This is a genomic window from Streptomyces sp. NPDC012508 (genome assembly GCF_042902595.1).
Taxonomy (GTDB): Bacteria; Actinomycetota; Actinomycetes; order Streptomycetales; family Streptomycetaceae; genus Streptomyces.
On sequence record NZ_JBIBEO010000003.1, the window covers coordinates 687,778 to 701,883 of the forward strand.

At 71.6% G+C, this 14,106-nt stretch carries 15 protein-coding genes; 8 read left to right on the forward strand and 7 right to left on the reverse strand.

What is annotated here, in order from left to right:
- Complete coding sequence (locus ACFY8U_RS13635; RefSeq protein ID WP_389569488.1) at positions 1-804, reverse strand: enoyl-CoA hydratase/isomerase family protein; 804 nt, start codon at positions 802-804, stop codon at positions 1-3.
- A 312-nt stretch (positions 805-1,116) separates the two neighbouring features.
- Between ACFY8U_RS13635 and ACFY8U_RS13640 the strand changes: the two genes are divergently transcribed.
- Entirely contained in the window at positions 1,117-1,284 is a 168-nt protein-coding gene (locus ACFY8U_RS13640; RefSeq protein WP_006346801.1) for a DUF3117 domain-containing protein, read from the forward strand.
- Between the two features lie 121 nt (positions 1,285-1,405).
- On the opposite strand, the gene ACFY8U_RS13645 is transcribed toward ACFY8U_RS13640, so the two are convergent.
- Positions 1,406-2,071: an O-methyltransferase gene (locus tag ACFY8U_RS13645; RefSeq protein ID WP_389569491.1), complete on the reverse strand. Its 666-nt coding sequence runs from the start codon at positions 2,069-2,071 to the stop codon at positions 1,406-1,408.
- A gap of 141 nt (positions 2,072-2,212) precedes the next feature.
- On the opposite strand from ACFY8U_RS13645, the gene sigE reads away from it, so the two are divergent.
- The 5 genes from sigE to ACFY8U_RS13670 all read left to right on the forward strand — a co-directional run bounded on the left by sigE (position 2,213) and on the right by ACFY8U_RS13670 (position 7,124).
- A complete protein-coding gene (sigE, locus tag ACFY8U_RS13650) occupies positions 2,213-2,971 on the forward strand; it encodes an RNA polymerase sigma factor SigE (protein ID WP_361759459.1) in 759 nt (252 codons plus the stop codon).
- A gap of 2 nt (positions 2,972-2,973) precedes the next feature.
- Complete coding sequence (locus ACFY8U_RS13655) at positions 2,974-3,978, forward strand: anti-sigma factor family protein (RefSeq protein WP_389569737.1); 1,005 nt, start codon at positions 2,974-2,976, stop codon at positions 3,976-3,978.
- Positions 3,979-4,056: 78 nt separating this feature from the next.
- Positions 4,057-5,871: a trypsin-like peptidase domain-containing protein gene (locus ACFY8U_RS13660; protein WP_389569494.1), complete on the forward strand. Its 1,815-nt coding sequence runs from the start codon at positions 4,057-4,059 to the stop codon at positions 5,869-5,871.
- 92 nt (positions 5,872-5,963) lie between these two features.
- Positions 5,964-6,404, forward strand: a complete 441-nt coding sequence (locus ACFY8U_RS13665) for a sec-independent translocase (RefSeq protein WP_389569497.1) — start codon at positions 5,964-5,966, stop codon at positions 6,402-6,404.
- Between the two features lie 93 nt (positions 6,405-6,497).
- Entirely contained in the window at positions 6,498-7,124 is a 627-nt protein-coding gene (locus ACFY8U_RS13670; protein WP_361436326.1) for a hypothetical protein, read from the forward strand.
- A gap of 112 nt (positions 7,125-7,236) precedes the next feature.
- On the opposite strand, the gene ACFY8U_RS13675 is transcribed toward ACFY8U_RS13670, so the two are convergent.
- From ACFY8U_RS13675 to ACFY8U_RS13685, 3 genes are read right to left on the reverse strand one after another with little or no spacing between them, the layout of a single operon-like run.
- Complete coding sequence (locus ACFY8U_RS13675; protein WP_389569500.1) at positions 7,237-8,370, reverse strand: Mrp/NBP35 family ATP-binding protein; 1,134 nt, start codon at positions 8,368-8,370, stop codon at positions 7,237-7,239.
- A 42-nt stretch (positions 8,371-8,412) separates the two neighbouring features.
- The gene (locus tag ACFY8U_RS13680; protein WP_361609569.1) at positions 8,413-9,006 is read right to left on the reverse strand and encodes a DUF1003 domain-containing protein; all 594 of its coding nucleotides are present in this window, start codon (positions 9,004-9,006) and stop codon (positions 8,413-8,415) included.
- Positions 8,996-10,267: a magnesium transporter MgtE N-terminal domain-containing protein gene (locus ACFY8U_RS13685; RefSeq protein WP_389569502.1), complete on the reverse strand. Its 1,272-nt coding sequence runs from the start codon at positions 10,265-10,267 to the stop codon at positions 8,996-8,998. Before ACFY8U_RS13685 ends, ACFY8U_RS13680 begins: the two co-directional genes overlap by 11 nt.
- A gap of 188 nt (positions 10,268-10,455) precedes the next feature.
- On the opposite strand from ACFY8U_RS13685, the gene ACFY8U_RS13690 reads away from it, so the two are divergent.
- A complete protein-coding gene (locus ACFY8U_RS13690) occupies positions 10,456-11,256 on the forward strand; it encodes a hypothetical protein (protein WP_389569505.1) in 801 nt (266 codons plus the stop codon).
- 66 nt (positions 11,257-11,322) lie between these two features.
- On the opposite strand, the gene ACFY8U_RS13695 is transcribed toward ACFY8U_RS13690, so the two are convergent.
- Both ACFY8U_RS13695 and ACFY8U_RS13700 read right to left on the reverse strand, forming a co-directional pair.
- On the reverse strand, positions 11,323-11,832 hold the full coding sequence (locus tag ACFY8U_RS13695) for a hypothetical protein (RefSeq protein ID WP_389569507.1): 510 nt from the start codon (positions 11,830-11,832) through the stop codon (positions 11,323-11,325).
- A 36-nt stretch (positions 11,833-11,868) separates the two neighbouring features.
- A complete protein-coding gene (locus ACFY8U_RS13700) occupies positions 11,869-13,008 on the reverse strand; it encodes a magnesium and cobalt transport protein CorA (RefSeq protein WP_389569510.1) in 1,140 nt (379 codons plus the stop codon).
- Positions 13,009-13,423: 415 nt separating this feature from the next.
- On the opposite strand from ACFY8U_RS13700, the gene ACFY8U_RS13705 reads away from it, so the two are divergent.
- On the forward strand, positions 13,424-14,008 hold the full coding sequence (locus tag ACFY8U_RS13705) for a suppressor of fused domain protein (protein ID WP_361609579.1): 585 nt from the start codon (positions 13,424-13,426) through the stop codon (positions 14,006-14,008).
- Positions 14,009-14,106: the final 98 nt, after the last annotated feature.

Sequence of the window (14,106 nt, forward strand, 5' to 3'; positions counted from 1 at the left end):
TCAGCGCCCGACGTACTTCGGCTTCTCCTTCGCGAGGAACGCCTGGACCGCGATCGTGTGGTCCTCGGACGCGCCCGCCGCCGTCTGGAGCTCGTCCTCCTTCTCCAGCGCCTCGGACAGCGAGTGGTCCGCTCCGTACGCCAGAGAGGCCTTCAGCGCCGCGTAGGCCACCGTCGGGCCCTCGGCGAGGGTGCGGGCGATCTTCAGGGCCTCCGCGGCGAGGTCGGCCGCCGGGACCAGCTTGTTCGCGATGCCCAGCTCGTACGCCTCCTGGGCGCTGATCGAGCGGGGGAAGAGCAGCAGGTCGGAGGCGCGGCTCGCACCGATCAGCCTGGGCAGCGTCCAGGACATGCCCGAGTCGGCGGTGAGCGCCACCCCCGCGAAGGACGTGTTGAACGCGGCCGTCTCCGCGACCACGCGGTAGTCCGCCGCCAGCGCGAAACCGAAGCCGGCGCCCGCCGCGACCCCGTTCACGCCCGCCACGACCGGCTTCTTCATCCCGGTCAGCGCCCTGACGATCGGGTTGTAGTGGTCCCGGACGGTGTTCATCGTCGCCTGCGAGCCGGACTCCTTGTCCGTCGTCAGCAGGCCCACGTGCTCCTTCAGGTCCTGGCCCACGCAGAACGCCCGGTCGCCCGCCGCCGTCAGCAGCACCGCCCGTACGGCGGTGTCCGCGGCGGCCGCCTCCGCCGCGTCCCGCAGGGCGACCTTCGCCTCCACGTTCATCGCGTTCATGGCCTCAGGCCGGTTGAGCGTGATCGTGGCGAGTCCGTCGGTCACTTCGTACAGCACGGTGTCGGCCATCGGGGCTTCCCTTCGCGTCTTTGCGTCCCTGACGTGCCCAGCATGGCGGAGATCACCCGCCTCGCACATGTGAGCTGCGTCAAAGACCGACGGCGAAGGAGCGGCACGGCAGCGGCGAAGTATCGCAGGCTGATCGCCGAAAAGGGCGGTTTTGCGGAAGCGCGTTGCGCAAGCGATGCAACCTGATGTTGGTCATCGGGTCCTGTGATGCGGGATAATGACCTGGAAGCAATGTGTTCGATGCCGGTGACGTGTGCTCCCGATCAGGGGCCGTCGGCTGACGAAGAGCTGGTTTCAGGAAGGGGAACAAGCATGGCGGCCATGAAGCCGCGGACGGGCGACGGCCCGCTCGAGGTGACCAAGGAGGGGCGGGGCATTGTCATGCGCGTTCCGCTCGAAGGCGGCGGTCGGCTTGTCGTCGAGCTGACGCCGGACGAGGCCGAAGCCCTCGGCGACGCCCTGAAGCAGGTAGTCGGCTGACGCGACAAGCCAGGATTGTCCACTCCTGCCCCGGCACGGTACCCACCGCGCCGGGGCAGGGGTGTGTCGGGGGTGGTTCACGGTACGGATTGCCACCGCGCCGGGGGCCTGACGCCGGCCGTCAGCCGCGCCGCACCGCGCACAGCAGACCGTCTCCCACGGGCAGCAGCGACGGCAGCAGCTCCTGGCTCTCCCGGACCGCCCGCAGCAGCTCCCGTATCCGCAGCACCTCGGCCGGCTGTGCCGCCGAGTCGACCGTACGGCCGTCCGCGAAGACGCCCTCGAAGCAGACCAGACCGCCAGGTCTCAGCAGGCGCAACGATTCAGCGAGGTAGTCCAGGGCCTCCAGCGGGTCGCCGTCGCAGAAGACGAGGTCGTACCCGCCGTCCGCCAGCCGTGGCAGGACGTCCAGGGCGCGGCCGGGGATGAAACGTGCCTTGTTCCCGGCGAAACCCGCCGCCCGGAAGGCCGTCTTCGCGAACTGCTGGCGCTCGGGCTCCAGGTCCACGGTCGTCAGGACCCCGTCCGGTCGCATGCCGTGCAGCAGATAGATTCCGGAGACGCCCGTGCCGGTACCGATTTCGGCCACCGCTTTCGCGTCGGCCGTCGCGGCCAGCAGGCGCAGGGCGGCGCCGGTGCCCGGTGACACCGAGGGCAGCCCTGTCTCCCGGGCCCGGTCGCGGGCCCAGCGCAGCGCTTCGTCCTCGGCGACAAAGGCGTCGGCGAACGCCCAGCTCGTCTGCCGGTTGGCGGTAATGGCCCTCTCCTGTCCCCATAGTTGGCGCAACGGTGACTGTATCCGCTGCGCACGGGAACCCGCAGATGGGACCGCGCGTTCACCAGGGCAGGACGTCGATGAGGGCGGCGGGCGATCCGGTCCCCAAATTCGCGTAAAGATTCTTATCCGGAGCTAACGGGCGAGGTGGCTATGGTAGGGGCTCCACTGGACACCACCAGAGCCGACAGGGGAGGTGCGGCTGCGCCTGTGGATCGGGGAGGAGTGCTTCGGCGTCTTCTCAGGTCGGCGGGTGAGCCGAAATCCGTGACCGACACCGCTGACCGAATCCACACTGCCGACTCCGCTCCCACCACCGCGACCTTCGCATCGGATGCGGAATCGCAGGCGTGGACTCCGCCCACCTGGGAGGAGATCGTCAGCACGCACAGTGGCCGCGTGTACCGCCTCGCCTACCGGCTGACCGGCAACCAGCACGACGCCGAGGACCTCACGCAGGAGGTCTTCGTCCGCGTCTTCCGCTCGCTGTCGACGTACACGCCGGGCACCTTCGAGGGCTGGCTGCACCGCATCACCACGAACCTCTTCCTCGACATGGTCCGCCGCAAGCAGCGGATCCGTTTCGACGCCCTCGGCGACGACGCGGCCGAGCGGCTGCCCAGCCGCGAGCCCTCGCCGCAGCAGGCGTTCAACGACACGCACTTCGACGCCGACGTCCAGCAGGCTCTCGACACCCTCGCGCCCGAGTTCCGGGCCGCGGTCGTGCTCTGTGACATCGAAGGCCTCTCGTACGAGGAGATCGCCGCCACGCTCGGCGTGAAGCTCGGCACGGTCCGCAGCCGTATCCACCGCGGCCGCTCGCACCTGCGCAAGGCGCTCAAGCACCGTTCCCCCGAAGCCCGGGCGGAGCGCGCGCTGGCCGCCGTCGGCTGGGAGGGCGGAACGGCGTGAGCATCAGTCCTGCCGGCCCGACCCCCGCGGAGCAGCACCTCGGGGACCGGCTCGCGGCGCTGGTCGACGGGGAGCTCGGCCACGACGCCCGCGAGCGGGTTCTCGCGCATCTCGCGACCTGTGCCAAATGCAAGGCGGAGGCCGACGCCCAGCGCCGGCTGAAGAGCGTCTTCGCCTCCACCGCACCCCCTCCGCCCTCGGAGGGGCTCCTCGCACGCCTCCAGGGGCTGCCCGGGGGCCCTCCGGGGGGTGACGAACGTCGGGGGGGACCCTTCGACGACATCTTCGGTCTGGGCGGCTCCGGTGGCCCCGGCGGCTCCGGCATCGGCGGTCTCGGCGACCTCGGCGGAGTGAAGTCGGACGGTTTCGCGACGGCCGGGGCGGTCTCCCCGCACTCCGGTTTCCGTATCCACGCCGTCGGCGGACGGCCCGACCACGACCGCTCGTCCTGGCGGGGCCGGCGCTTCGGTATCGCCGCCGCCAGCGCGGTCTCGTTCGCCGCGATAGCGCTCGGCGGCGCCCTTCCGCTGGAGTCGACGCCGAACATCGGCGCGCGCGGCGAAGGCACGGGCGCCAACGTCACCCCGCTGCGGGCCCCCGCCTCGGGCGGCCCCACGGCCGCGGGCTCGGTCTCCGGTACGGGCTCGGGCACGGGATCCGGTACGGGTTCGGCCCTGGGCACCGCCACCGGTCGTGGCGGGCGGACGGAGGAGCGGGCGGCAGCCGACTCCTCGACCAGGCGGATCGGTGTCGGTTCGACCACGGGACCGGTCTCCGCGGGACCCCTGTTGCCGGGTGGTGCGGCGCCCACCGAGGGCGTCCGGTTCCACGGCACGTCCGCGCCGTCGGTGCTCGAGCTATCCCCGTTCGTACGGCCCACGGGACCGGCCCTGCGGCTGTCGTTCACGTCCGGGTTCGACGCGCTGGGCGGACCGGGGGTCACCCCGGCTCCGACCCCGCTCGCGGCCCCCAGTCCGACGACGACACCGCTCACCTCCCACCGCTGACCCCGGACCTGGTTGAATCCAGGTCACGGGTGCCCGCCGCGAGGCGGGCGCGGACAGGCCAGCTGTTGCGGGGAGAGCATGAACGACGGGAAGCCGACCGGCCAGAAGCCGAAGTGGTGGAGTCGGCCGACGAGTACGCCGCCGGCGGCCATACCGGAAGCGGAAGCGCCGGTCGCGGACGAGGGTGACTTCACCCTCGCCGCTCCCACGCCCCCGGAGCCCCCGACCCCGGCCGCCGCGACGCCGCAGCTCGCGGACGCCGTGACGCCGCAGGCCCCGGAGACCGTGACGCCGGCGCCCGCGGACGCCGTGACCGCCGAGGCTGGGATGCCGCAGGCCCCGGGCGCCCCGGCCCCGGAGGCTGGGATGCCGCAGGCCCCGGACGCCCCGGCCCCGCAGGCCGTGGCACATGAGGCCGCGCCCGTCGCCGTACCGCAGCAGGCGCAGGCCGAGTCGCAGGATCGGGTCGTGGCCCAGGTGCCGGGTGGGCCGGAGGCGCAGCCGCAGCCGTTGCACGCGCCCGACGAGTACCGCACCCCGCCGTACGGCGGGCCCGGGCCCTGGGCCCCCGCCCCTCCCGTGCAGCGGCCCGTGGCCGCTCCTGCCCACGGAGTCCCCGTACCCCAGCAGCCGACCGCCCCGCAGCCCGTCGCGCCTCACCCGGCCGCCCCGCACCCCCCGGCGCCGCAGCCCGCGCAGTGGGTGCAGTACGACCCGTGGGGAGCCCCCGGCGCCTCCGGCGCCCCGCTGACGCTCGCGGCCGAGCCCCCCGCCAAGCGCCGCCGCTCCCGCCGCGGGCTCGCCCTCGCGGGCGCCCTGACCTTCGCGCTGCTCACCGGCGTCCTCGGCGGCGCGGTCGGCGCGTACGTCGAGCGCAACGGCGGCATCACCACCGTCGAGCTGCCCCAGGCGGGCGCCGAGAACTCCGGCCGGGCGCCCGACAGCGTCGCGGGGATCGCCGCCAGCGCCCTGCCGAGCGTGGTCACTCTCCACGTCAGCGGCGCGGGCTCCTCCGGCACAGGCACGGGCTTCGTCCTGGACACCCAGGGCCACATCCTCACCAACAACCACGTGGTCGACGCGGCCGCCGCCTCCGGCGAGATCACCGTCACCTTCAGCAGCGGCGAGACCGCGGACGCCAAGCTGGTCGGCAAGGACAGCGGCTACGACCTGGCCGTCGTCAAGGTCACCGGGGTCTCCGGCCTCAAGCCGCTGCCGCTCGGCAACTCCGACAACGTCCGCGTCGGCGACCCCGTCGTCGCCATCGGCGCCCCCTTCGACCTCCAGAACACCGTCACCTCCGGCATCATCAGCGCCAAGGAGCGCCCCATCACGGCCGGCGGGGAGAAGGGCGACGGAAGCGACATCAGCTATGTCGACGCCCTCCAGACCGACGCCCCGATAAACCCGGGCAACTCGGGCGGTCCGCTGGTCGACTCCAAGGCCCGCGTCATCGGCATCAACAGCGCGATCCGCGCGGCCGGCGACGGTTCGGGCGGCGAGGGCGCGCAGTCCGGCTCCATCGGCCTCGGCTTCGCCATCCCGATCAACCAGGGCAAGCGCGTCGCCGAGGAGCTCATCAACACCGGCAAGGCCACCCACCCCGTCATCGGTGTGAGCCTCGACATGCAGTTCAACGGCGACGGCGCGCGGGTCGGCGATAAGGGCAAGGACGGCTCCGCGTCGGTCACCCCGGGCGGCCCGGCGGCCAAGGCCGGCGTCCGCCCCGGTGACGTCATCACCAAGGTCGACGGCCAGCGGGTCCACAGCGGCGAGGAGCTGATCGTGAAGATCCGCGCCCACCGCCCCGGCGACCGGCTGGAGCTGACGCTGCTGCGTGGTGGCAAAGAACAGACCAAGACGTTGACTCTCGGTTCCTCGCAGGGCGACTGAACGCCATGTGGGGGACACCGCAAGGTACCCGCCCGGCAGTTTCGGCGGGTACCGTGGAGCGGGCCCCGGACCCCGCGTAAGGAGCAGCAAAGGTGTTCAACGACATCGGCATACTCGAGCTCGTGACGCTCGTGGTCCTCGCCGTACTCGTTTTCGGCCCGGACAAGCTGCCGAAGGTCATCCAGGACGTCTCGCGCTTCATCCGGAAGGTCCGTGAGTTCTCCGAGAGCGCGAAGCACGACATCCGCTCCGAGCTGGGGCCGGAGTTCAAGGACTTCGAGTTCGAGGACCTCAATCCCAAGACGTTCCTGCGCAAGCAGCTGGACGGCAACGAGGACCTCAAGGAGCTGAAGGAGCTGCGCAGCAGCTTCGACCTCAAGAAGGAGATGAACGAGGTCGCGGACGCGGTGAACGGGCGCGAGGCCGAGTCTCCGGCCGTCCCCGCGACCGTCAACGGTTCGCCGGACCTGCTGAAGAAGCAGGACAAGCCGGGCACCGACGAGCGCCCGCCGTACGACTCCGACGCGACCTGACCACCTGGGCTGACACGACCTGACGCCAACCGGTGGCTATCCTCCATCTGTTGTCCGCCGACGCGGGCACGACGGATCGAGGAGGCGGCCGAGATGGAGACGACGAGTCGGGTGGAGGGAGTGCCCGCAGCCCGGCGTACGGCCGAAGGCTATCTGCGCGCACCCTTCACCTGGTACGGACTCGACGACGCGTTCACCGGACCGCGCTGGCTGATGCAGGTCGGCACGGCGGCGGACGGGACCGTCCAGCACGGTTCGATGGGCCACGGGGACGAGCCGTCCATAAAGTCCGACGCGAGCGGGGCCGAGAAGGAGCGCTTCGCCGTCGTCGTGACGGTCGCGGCGAGCCCGGTGCGCAGGACGGGCGACGGTACGGGGGTACTGGACGCGACCACGGTCGCCTCCGCCGCCTGGCTCGCCGGCTCGGGACTCCTGGCGTACACCTGGCCCGCGCAGCTGGACCACGCGCTGCGGGACGACTGGCTGGACCAGCAGACGGAGACGGCGTTCGCGCTGGCGGACGACCTGGAGGGCCCGGAGTGGTCCACGCTGTCGCTGCCGGTGGACGGCGTTCCGGTGCCGTTCCACTACCGGGAGTCGGAGTTCGGGTGGGTGCTGGCCGGGTCCGCGGGTGAGGTGCACATCGGGGCGTACGGGCGTGGCATGAGCGCGTACGGGCTGGGGTTCTCGGGGGTGGAGGACCTGGACGCGTACGCGTAGGCAGCCGCTCCCAGGCGCGACGAAGGGGCGCCGCTCGATGTGAGCGGCGCCCCTTCGCGCTGCGCGTTCCCGCGAGATGTCGCCCCGCGGGGCGACACCCCCGACTCGCGTCCTAGAACTTGTTGCGCGGGGTGATGCCCAGGCTCATGCCCGAGAGGCCCCGTGCGCGGCCGCCGAGCTTGCCGGCGATCGAGCGGAGTGCCGCGCCCGCGGGGGAGTCCGGGTCGGACAGGACGACCGGCTTGCCCTCGTCGCCGCCCTCGCGCAGGCGGACGTCGATCGGGATGGAGCCTAGGACCGGGACCGTCGCGCCCGTGGTCTTCGTCAGGCCCTCGGCGACCTTCTGGCCGCCGCCCGTGCCGAACACGTCGACCATCTCGTCGCAGTGCGGGCACGGCAGGCCCGACATGTTCTCGACGACGCCGACGATCTTCTGGTGGGTCTGGACGGCGATCGAGCCGGCCCGCTCGGCGACCTCGGCCGCCGCCTGCTGCGGGGTCGTGACGACGAGGATCTCGGCGTTCGGCACCAGCTGCGCCACCGAGATCGCGATGTCGCCCGTGCCCGGGGGCAGGTCGAGCAGCAGGACGTCCAGGTCGCCCCAGTACACGTCCGCGAGGAACTGCTGCAGCGCGCGGTGGAGCATCGGGCCGCGCCACACGACCGGGGCGTTGCCCGGGGTGAACATGCCGATGGAGATGACCTTCACACCGTTCGCCGACGGCGGCATGATCATGTTCTCGACCTGGGTCGGACGGCCGTCCGCGCCCAGCATGCGGGGCACCGAGTGCCCGTAGATGTCGGCGTCGACGACACCGACCTTCAGGCCGTCGGCGGCCATCGCCGCGGCCAGGTTCACGGTCACGGAGGACTTGCCCACGCCACCCTTGCCGGAGGCGACCGCGTACACGCGGGTCAGCGAGCCGGGCTTGGCGAACGGGACCTCGCGCTCGGCCGTCGTACCCCGCAGGGCCGAGGCCAGCTCCTTGCGCTGCTCGTCGCTCATCACGTCCAGAGTGACGTCGACGCCGGTGACGCCTTCCACGCCCGCGACCGCGTCCGTGACGCGCTGGGTGATCGTCTCCCGCATCGGGCAGCCGGAGACGGTGAGGTAGACCGTGACGGCGACCCTGCCGTCGGATCCGATCTCCACCGACTTCACCATGCCGAGCTCGGTGATCGGTTTGTTGATCTCGGGGTCGTTCACCGTCGCCAGTGCTTCGCGCACCGCGTCTTCCGTAGCCATACGGAGATGGTACGGCGCGGACCACCGGCGCCGGAAAGTCTGTCAGCGGTCGGGTACGTCACTTCCGCGATCGCCGCCGGAGGGGAATAGACCGCGGTGGTCCCGAAGAGCCCCGCCCCGGTGGCCGTCCTGGCGCTCCTCCAGCTCCTTGATCAGGTCCTGGAGCTCCGAGCGGATCCAGTCGCGGGTCGCCACCTCGCCCAGCCCCATCCGCAGCGCCGCGATCTCCCGGGTCAGGTACTCGGTGTCGGCGATGGACCGCTCGTTCTGCTTGCGGTCCTGTTCGAGATTGACCCGGTCCCGGTCGTCCTGCCGGTTCTGCGCCAGCAGGATCAGCGGGGCCGCGTACGAGGCCTGGAGCGACAGGGCGAGCGTCAGGAAGATGAACGGGTACTCGTCGAACTTCAGCGCCGACGGCGCGAAGATGTTCCACAGCACCCAGACGATGATGGTGATCGTCATCCAGACGATGAACCGCCCCGTCCCGAGAAAGCGCGCGATCCGCTCGGAGAACCGGCCGAAGGCCTCCGGGTCGTACTCCGGAAGGAACCGGGGCCGCCGCTCGCGCGGGAGGTCCAGCCGGATCCGCGGCATGGAGCGCTCCCGCTCCCTCTCCGGTGCGCGCTCAGCCCCCATGGACGGCCTCCTCACCGTGGAACTCGGTCTCCCGCCAGTCCTCCGGCAGCAGATGGTCGAGTACGTCGTCGACGGTGACCGCGCCGAGCAGCGACCCGCTCTCGTCCACCACCGGCGCCGCGACCATGTTGTACGCGGCGAGGTAGCTGGCGACCCCGGGCAGCGGGGTGTCCGGGGGCAACGGCGGCAGATCGCTGTCCGCCAGCGAGCTGACCAGGGTGAACGGCGGATCGCGCAGCAGCCGCTGGAAGTGCACCGTGCCCAGGTATTTCCCCGTCGGCGTCTCGTCCGGCGGCCGGCACACGTACACCTGCGCCGCGAGCGCCGGGGAGAGGTCCTGCTGCCGTACGCGGGCCAGGGCGTCCGCGACCGTGGCGTCCGGCCGCAGCACGATCGGCTCCGTGGTCATCAGACCGCCCGCGGTCCGCTCCTCGTACGCCAGGAGCCGCCGCACGTCCGCCGCGTCGTCGGGGCGCATCAGCGTGAGCAGCCGCTCCTTGTCCTCCTCCGGCAGCTCGGAAAGCAGGTCGGCCGCGTCGTCGGGGTCCATCGCCTCCAGGACGTCCGCGGCGCGCTCCTCCTTGAGCTTGCCGAGGATCTCGATCTGGTCGTCGTCCGGCAGCTCCTCCAGGACATCGGCCAGCCGGTCGTCGTCGAGGGCGGCGGCGACCTCGGCGCGCCGCTTCGGGGAGAGGTGGTGCAGCACATTGGCCAGGTCGGCGGGGCGCAGCCGCTCGAAGGTGGCGACCAGGTTCTCCGCCCCCTGGCCCTCCTCCTCCAGGGAGAAGCCGGTGACCGCGGACCACTCCACGGTCAGCGTCTCGCCCTTGCGGCGCAGCGCCCCCGGCTTGCCGCGCCGTACGAAGACCTTGTCGATCTCCCACTCGCGGCGGGCGGGAAGCTGCTGGATGGCCACGTCGAGCACGGTGACGTCCTCGTCCGTACCCACGATCCGCACCCGGCGGTCGAGGAGTTCGCCGAGGACGAGCCGCTCGGTGGGGCGCTGCTCGAAGCGCCGCATGTTGACCACGCCGGTGGTGATGACCTGGCCGGACTCCACGCCCGTGATCCGCGTCATCGGGACGAAGACCCGGCGGCGGCTGAGCACCTCGACGACCATGCCGAGCAGCCGGGGCGGGCGGCGGCCCACCCGGAGCATGGCGACGAGGTCCCTGACCCGGCCGACCTGGTCGCCGTTGGGATCGAAGACCGGGACACCGGCCAGATGGGAGACGAAGATCCGGGGGGCGCCTGCTGCCATGCCACGCGCCTCCTCGGTGCCGCTCGATTCGGGTCAATGCTGAGGTATGCCGGGTTCAGGCTAGCCCGTGCCGATCCGTGGCGCCCCGGCAGAGCGCCCGTACGGCTGCCTGCGGCGACGGCGCCGGTCCCGGGTACGCTGCGGTCTGCCGTCCCCCCACCATCGACGACATACGAGAGGCAGCGCCGGTGACGTCACTCCCCACTGCATCGCGCATCCGCAGGGTCGTCCTGCCGCTGGCGCTGTGCGCCGGTCTCGCGGCGGGACTCAGCGCGTGCGCGGAGGACCCGGACGAGGGGACGAACGGGGTCGGGAAGCTCTCCCCGGACGCCATCGAGGAGAAGGCGCAGTCGGCGGCCGACGGGGCGAAGGCGGTCCGGCTGGCCGGGACGCTGGTCAGCAAGGGCGGCACGTTCAAGCTGAACATGCGCCTCAAGGACGACGGCGCGACCGGCTCGGTCGTGACGAAGAACAGCACCTTCGAGCTGCTGCGGATCGGCGACGCGCTCTACATGAAGGCCGACGCGGCGTTCTGGACGCACGGCGAGGGCGGCGGCGCGGGCGAGAGCGGCGGCGGGGACGGCGGAAGCCAGGGGTCCACGGAGCCTTCGGAGGCCGACAGCGACGCTGCCGACAAGCTCGACGACAAGTACGTCAAGGTGCCCCAGGACGACCCCTCGTACAAGCAGCTGCGCGGCTTCACCGACATGGACCTGCTCCTGGACGGGCTGATCGGCCTGCACGGGGAGGTCGTGAAGGGCGACCGCGACAAGATCGGCGGCATCCGTACGGTCAAGGTCAAGGGCGGCGAGGACGGCGAGGGCGGCACGCTGGACGTCGCCCTGGAGGGCACCCCGTTCCCGCTCCAGTTCGCGCGGGGCGGCGGAGCGGGCGTGGTGGTGCTGTCCGAGTGGGACAAGGACTTCCCGCTGGAGGCCCCGGCGCCGGGCCAGACACTGGACTACGGCAAGCAGCTGCCGCGTACCTGAGCCCTGCGGTACCTGAGCTCTGCGGTACCTGAGCTCTGCGGTACCTGAGACCTGCGGTACCGGGGCTCAGCGCTTGCGGCGCTTCAGCAGCAGCCGGGGGAGGGCCGCGGGCGCCGGGCGGCGCGTGAGGGCTTCCGAGGGCTGCGGGACCGCCGCGAGCGAGCCGGTCGGCAGATCCGTCGTGGAGTCCAGCGGGGACAGCCGGAGCACCCGGCACTCCCGCGCCCAGCGCTCCGGCATCGCCTCGCCGTCCGTCGCGTTCAGGCGCTTGCCCTTCAGCTCGGCGACCGCCGCGTCCCACTCGTCCGTGCCGGGAGCCAGCTCGCTCACCGCCGCCGTCCAGGCGACGATGCGACCGCCCTTGTCCTTGCTGCGGACCGTGACCTCGGCCGTCGAGCCCGCGACGAGCCCCGGGAGCGGCTGCTCGCCCGGACCGTCGCCGACGACGTGCGCCGCGCCCTCGTGCCAGACGTGCCAGAGGGCCCGGGCGGGGGCGGCCTCGCCCCGGACCCAGATGAGGCCGGACTTCTTCGTGGCCTCCTCGACGAGGGCGGGCCCGAGCAGCGTGTCTGTCATGCCCCGCAGCCTACCGAGAGCAGGCCGGCACGCGGCCTAGAGCCAGCCGTTGCGCTTCAGGGTGCGGTGGATGGCGAAACAGATGACCGTGATGCCGACGAGCACCATCGGGTAGCCGTACTTCCACTCCAGCTCCGGCATGTGGTCGAAGTTCATGCCGTACACACCGCAGACCGCCGTCGGGACGGCGATGATGGCCGCCCATGAGGTGATCTTGCGCATGTCCTCGTTCTGCGTGACGGTCGCCTGCGCCAGGTTGGCCTGGAGGATCGAGTTGAGCAGCTCGTCGAAGGCGACGACCTGCTCCTGCACGCGCGCGAGGTGGTCGGCGACATCACGGAAGTACTTCTGGATGTCCGGGTCCACGAGCCGCATCGGCCGCTCGCTCAGCAGCGCCATCGGGCGCAGCAGCGGGGTGACGGCCCGCTTGAACTCCAGTACCTCACGCTTGAGCTGGTAGATCCGCCCGGTGTCCGTGCCGCGCGTGGAGCCCTTCGCCGGCGGCGAGAAGACATCGATCTCGATCTGGTCGATGTCGAGCTCGACGGCGTCGGCGACCGCGATGTAGCCGTCGACGACATGGTCGGCGATGGCGTGCAGGACGGCCGAGGGGCCCTTGCTCAGCAGCTCGGGCTCGCCCTGGAGGCGGTGGCGGAGGTTGCGCAGCGAGCCCTGCCCGCCGTGCCGGACGGTGATGACGAAGTCGGGGCCGGTGAAGCACATCACCTCGCCGGTCTCGACGACCTCGCTGGTGGCGGTGAGTTCGGCGTGCTCGACGTAGTGGATCGTCTTGAAGACGGTGAAGATGGTGTCGTCGTACCGCTCCAGCTTCGGCCGCTGGTGGGCGTGGACGGCGTCCTCGACGGCGAGCGGGTGCAGCCCGAACTCGGCGGCGATACCGGCGAATTCGGCCTCGGTCGGCTCGTGCAGACCGATCCAGGCGAAGCCCCCGCTCTCCCGCACCTGGCGCATCGCGCCGCGCGGCGTGAGGCAGGCGCGGTCGTCCACGCGGCGCCCGTCGCGGTAGACCGCGCAGTCGACGACCGCGCTGGAGGCGGACGGGTCGCGGGTCGCGTCGTAGTTCGCGTACGGCGAGGCACCGCCGGCGGTGGGCTTGCGCAGGGAAGGGCGCAGGGAGGGGCGGACCGCGGCGCGCAGGTCACGGATCATCGACATTTGGCATGCTCCTTCACGGAGAAGCCGTCGGCGAGACGTGGCACAGCCCGGAATGGGGACGTGGAGCTACGTCGTCCACAAAGCGGGCGGCACCGCGGGATCGCGGTGACGGCGTTCGCTACAGACAGGCAAAGGCGAAGTGCTCTTCCGTCGTGCGAGATGCCGGGTGACGGTGGGCGGACCGGGTGCGGAAGGCCTCAGATCACCGGGAGGAACGCACCGGGCTCGGGTGCGGGGCGGAAGAGCGTTTGGTACTGCCCGATCGACTTCGATCCACGCAGCCCCACCTCCTCCAGCCGGTCCCCCTTGGGGGATGACGAGTTGGTCGGGAGTACCGACCAGCGGCCAAGACTATCAGCCGACAGAGGGTCAATCCCTTCCATTGCCCGTTTCCCACGCGCTTTATGCTCGCCGCATGGGAGAAGTTCTTGCTCTGGTCGAGGCCCGGCTGCGTTCGGCGCTCGGTGAACCGGACGCGCGCGCAGCGGTGACGTTTCTCGGCACGGACCGGATCGAGGTGCTCCGCTTCATCGACGGCGACGTCGTGCGGTACGCCACCCTCGGCATGTCCGCGTATCCGATGACCGACCCGACGGCCGCGCTCGCCGATCCGGTGAAGGGCCCGCGAGCGGAGTTGGTGCTCTCGGTACGGGCCGGGCTCGCCGACACCGACAAGGTGCTGCGCCCGCTCGCCGTGCTCGCGTCCACCCCGCAGGTCGAGGGTGTCGTCGTGGCCGCCGGCGCCTCGCTCGACGTGGGTGAACCCCTCTGGCCCGGGGCCCCGTTCAGCTCGGTGCTCGTCGCGGAGCCGGGCGGTCTGGTGGAGGACCTGGACCTCGACGACCCGATGGATCCGGTGCGCTTCCTGCCGCTGCTGCCGATGACGTCCAACGAGGCCGCGTGGAAGCGGGTGCACGGGGCGGACGCGCTCCAGGAACGCTGGCTGACGAACGGCACGGACCTGCGTGACCCGCTGCGGCGGTCGGTGGCGCTGGACTGACGGGTGGGGTGCTCGGCAGCGGTGGGACCGCCGGTACCGGTGTGGCCATCGGTACACGTGCTGCGGGCGGCACCGGTGTGGCCATCGGTACAGGTGCT

What these genes read in the sequence shown, in the direction of transcription:
- ACFY8U_RS13635 (WP_389569488.1), bottom strand. Translation starts at nt 804, where the DNA reads ATGGCCGACACCGTGCTGTACGAAGTGACCGACGGACTCGCCACGATC.
- ACFY8U_RS13675 (WP_389569500.1), bottom strand. Translation starts at nt 8,370, where the DNA reads ATGGCTACGGAAGACGCGGTGCGCGAAGCACTGGCGACGGTGAACGAC.
- ACFY8U_RS13660 (WP_389569494.1), top strand. Translation starts at nt 4,057, where the DNA reads ATGAACGACGGGAAGCCGACCGGCCAGAAGCCGAAGTGGTGGAGTCGG.
- ACFY8U_RS13680 (WP_361609569.1), bottom strand. Translation starts at nt 9,006, where the DNA reads ATGGGGGCTGAGCGCGCACCGGAGAGGGAGCGGGAGCGCTCCATGCCG.
- ACFY8U_RS13705 (WP_361609579.1), top strand. Translation starts at nt 13,424, where the DNA reads ATGGGAGAAGTTCTTGCTCTGGTCGAGGCCCGGCTGCGTTCGGCGCTC.
- ACFY8U_RS13670 (WP_361436326.1), top strand. Translation starts at nt 6,498, where the DNA reads ATGGAGACGACGAGTCGGGTGGAGGGAGTGCCCGCAGCCCGGCGTACG.
- ACFY8U_RS13700 (WP_389569510.1), bottom strand. Translation starts at nt 13,008, where the DNA reads ATGTCGATGATCCGTGACCTGCGCGCCGCGGTCCGCCCCTCCCTGCGC.
- ACFY8U_RS13695 (WP_389569507.1), bottom strand. Translation starts at nt 11,832, where the DNA reads ATGACAGACACGCTGCTCGGGCCCGCCCTCGTCGAGGAGGCCACGAAG.
- sigE (WP_361759459.1), top strand. Translation starts at nt 2,213, where the DNA reads ATGGTAGGGGCTCCACTGGACACCACCAGAGCCGACAGGGGAGGTGCG.
- ACFY8U_RS13685 (WP_389569502.1), bottom strand. Translation starts at nt 10,267, where the DNA reads ATGGCAGCAGGCGCCCCCCGGATCTTCGTCTCCCATCTGGCCGGTGTC.
- ACFY8U_RS13640 (WP_006346801.1), top strand. Translation starts at nt 1,117, where the DNA reads ATGGCGGCCATGAAGCCGCGGACGGGCGACGGCCCGCTCGAGGTGACC.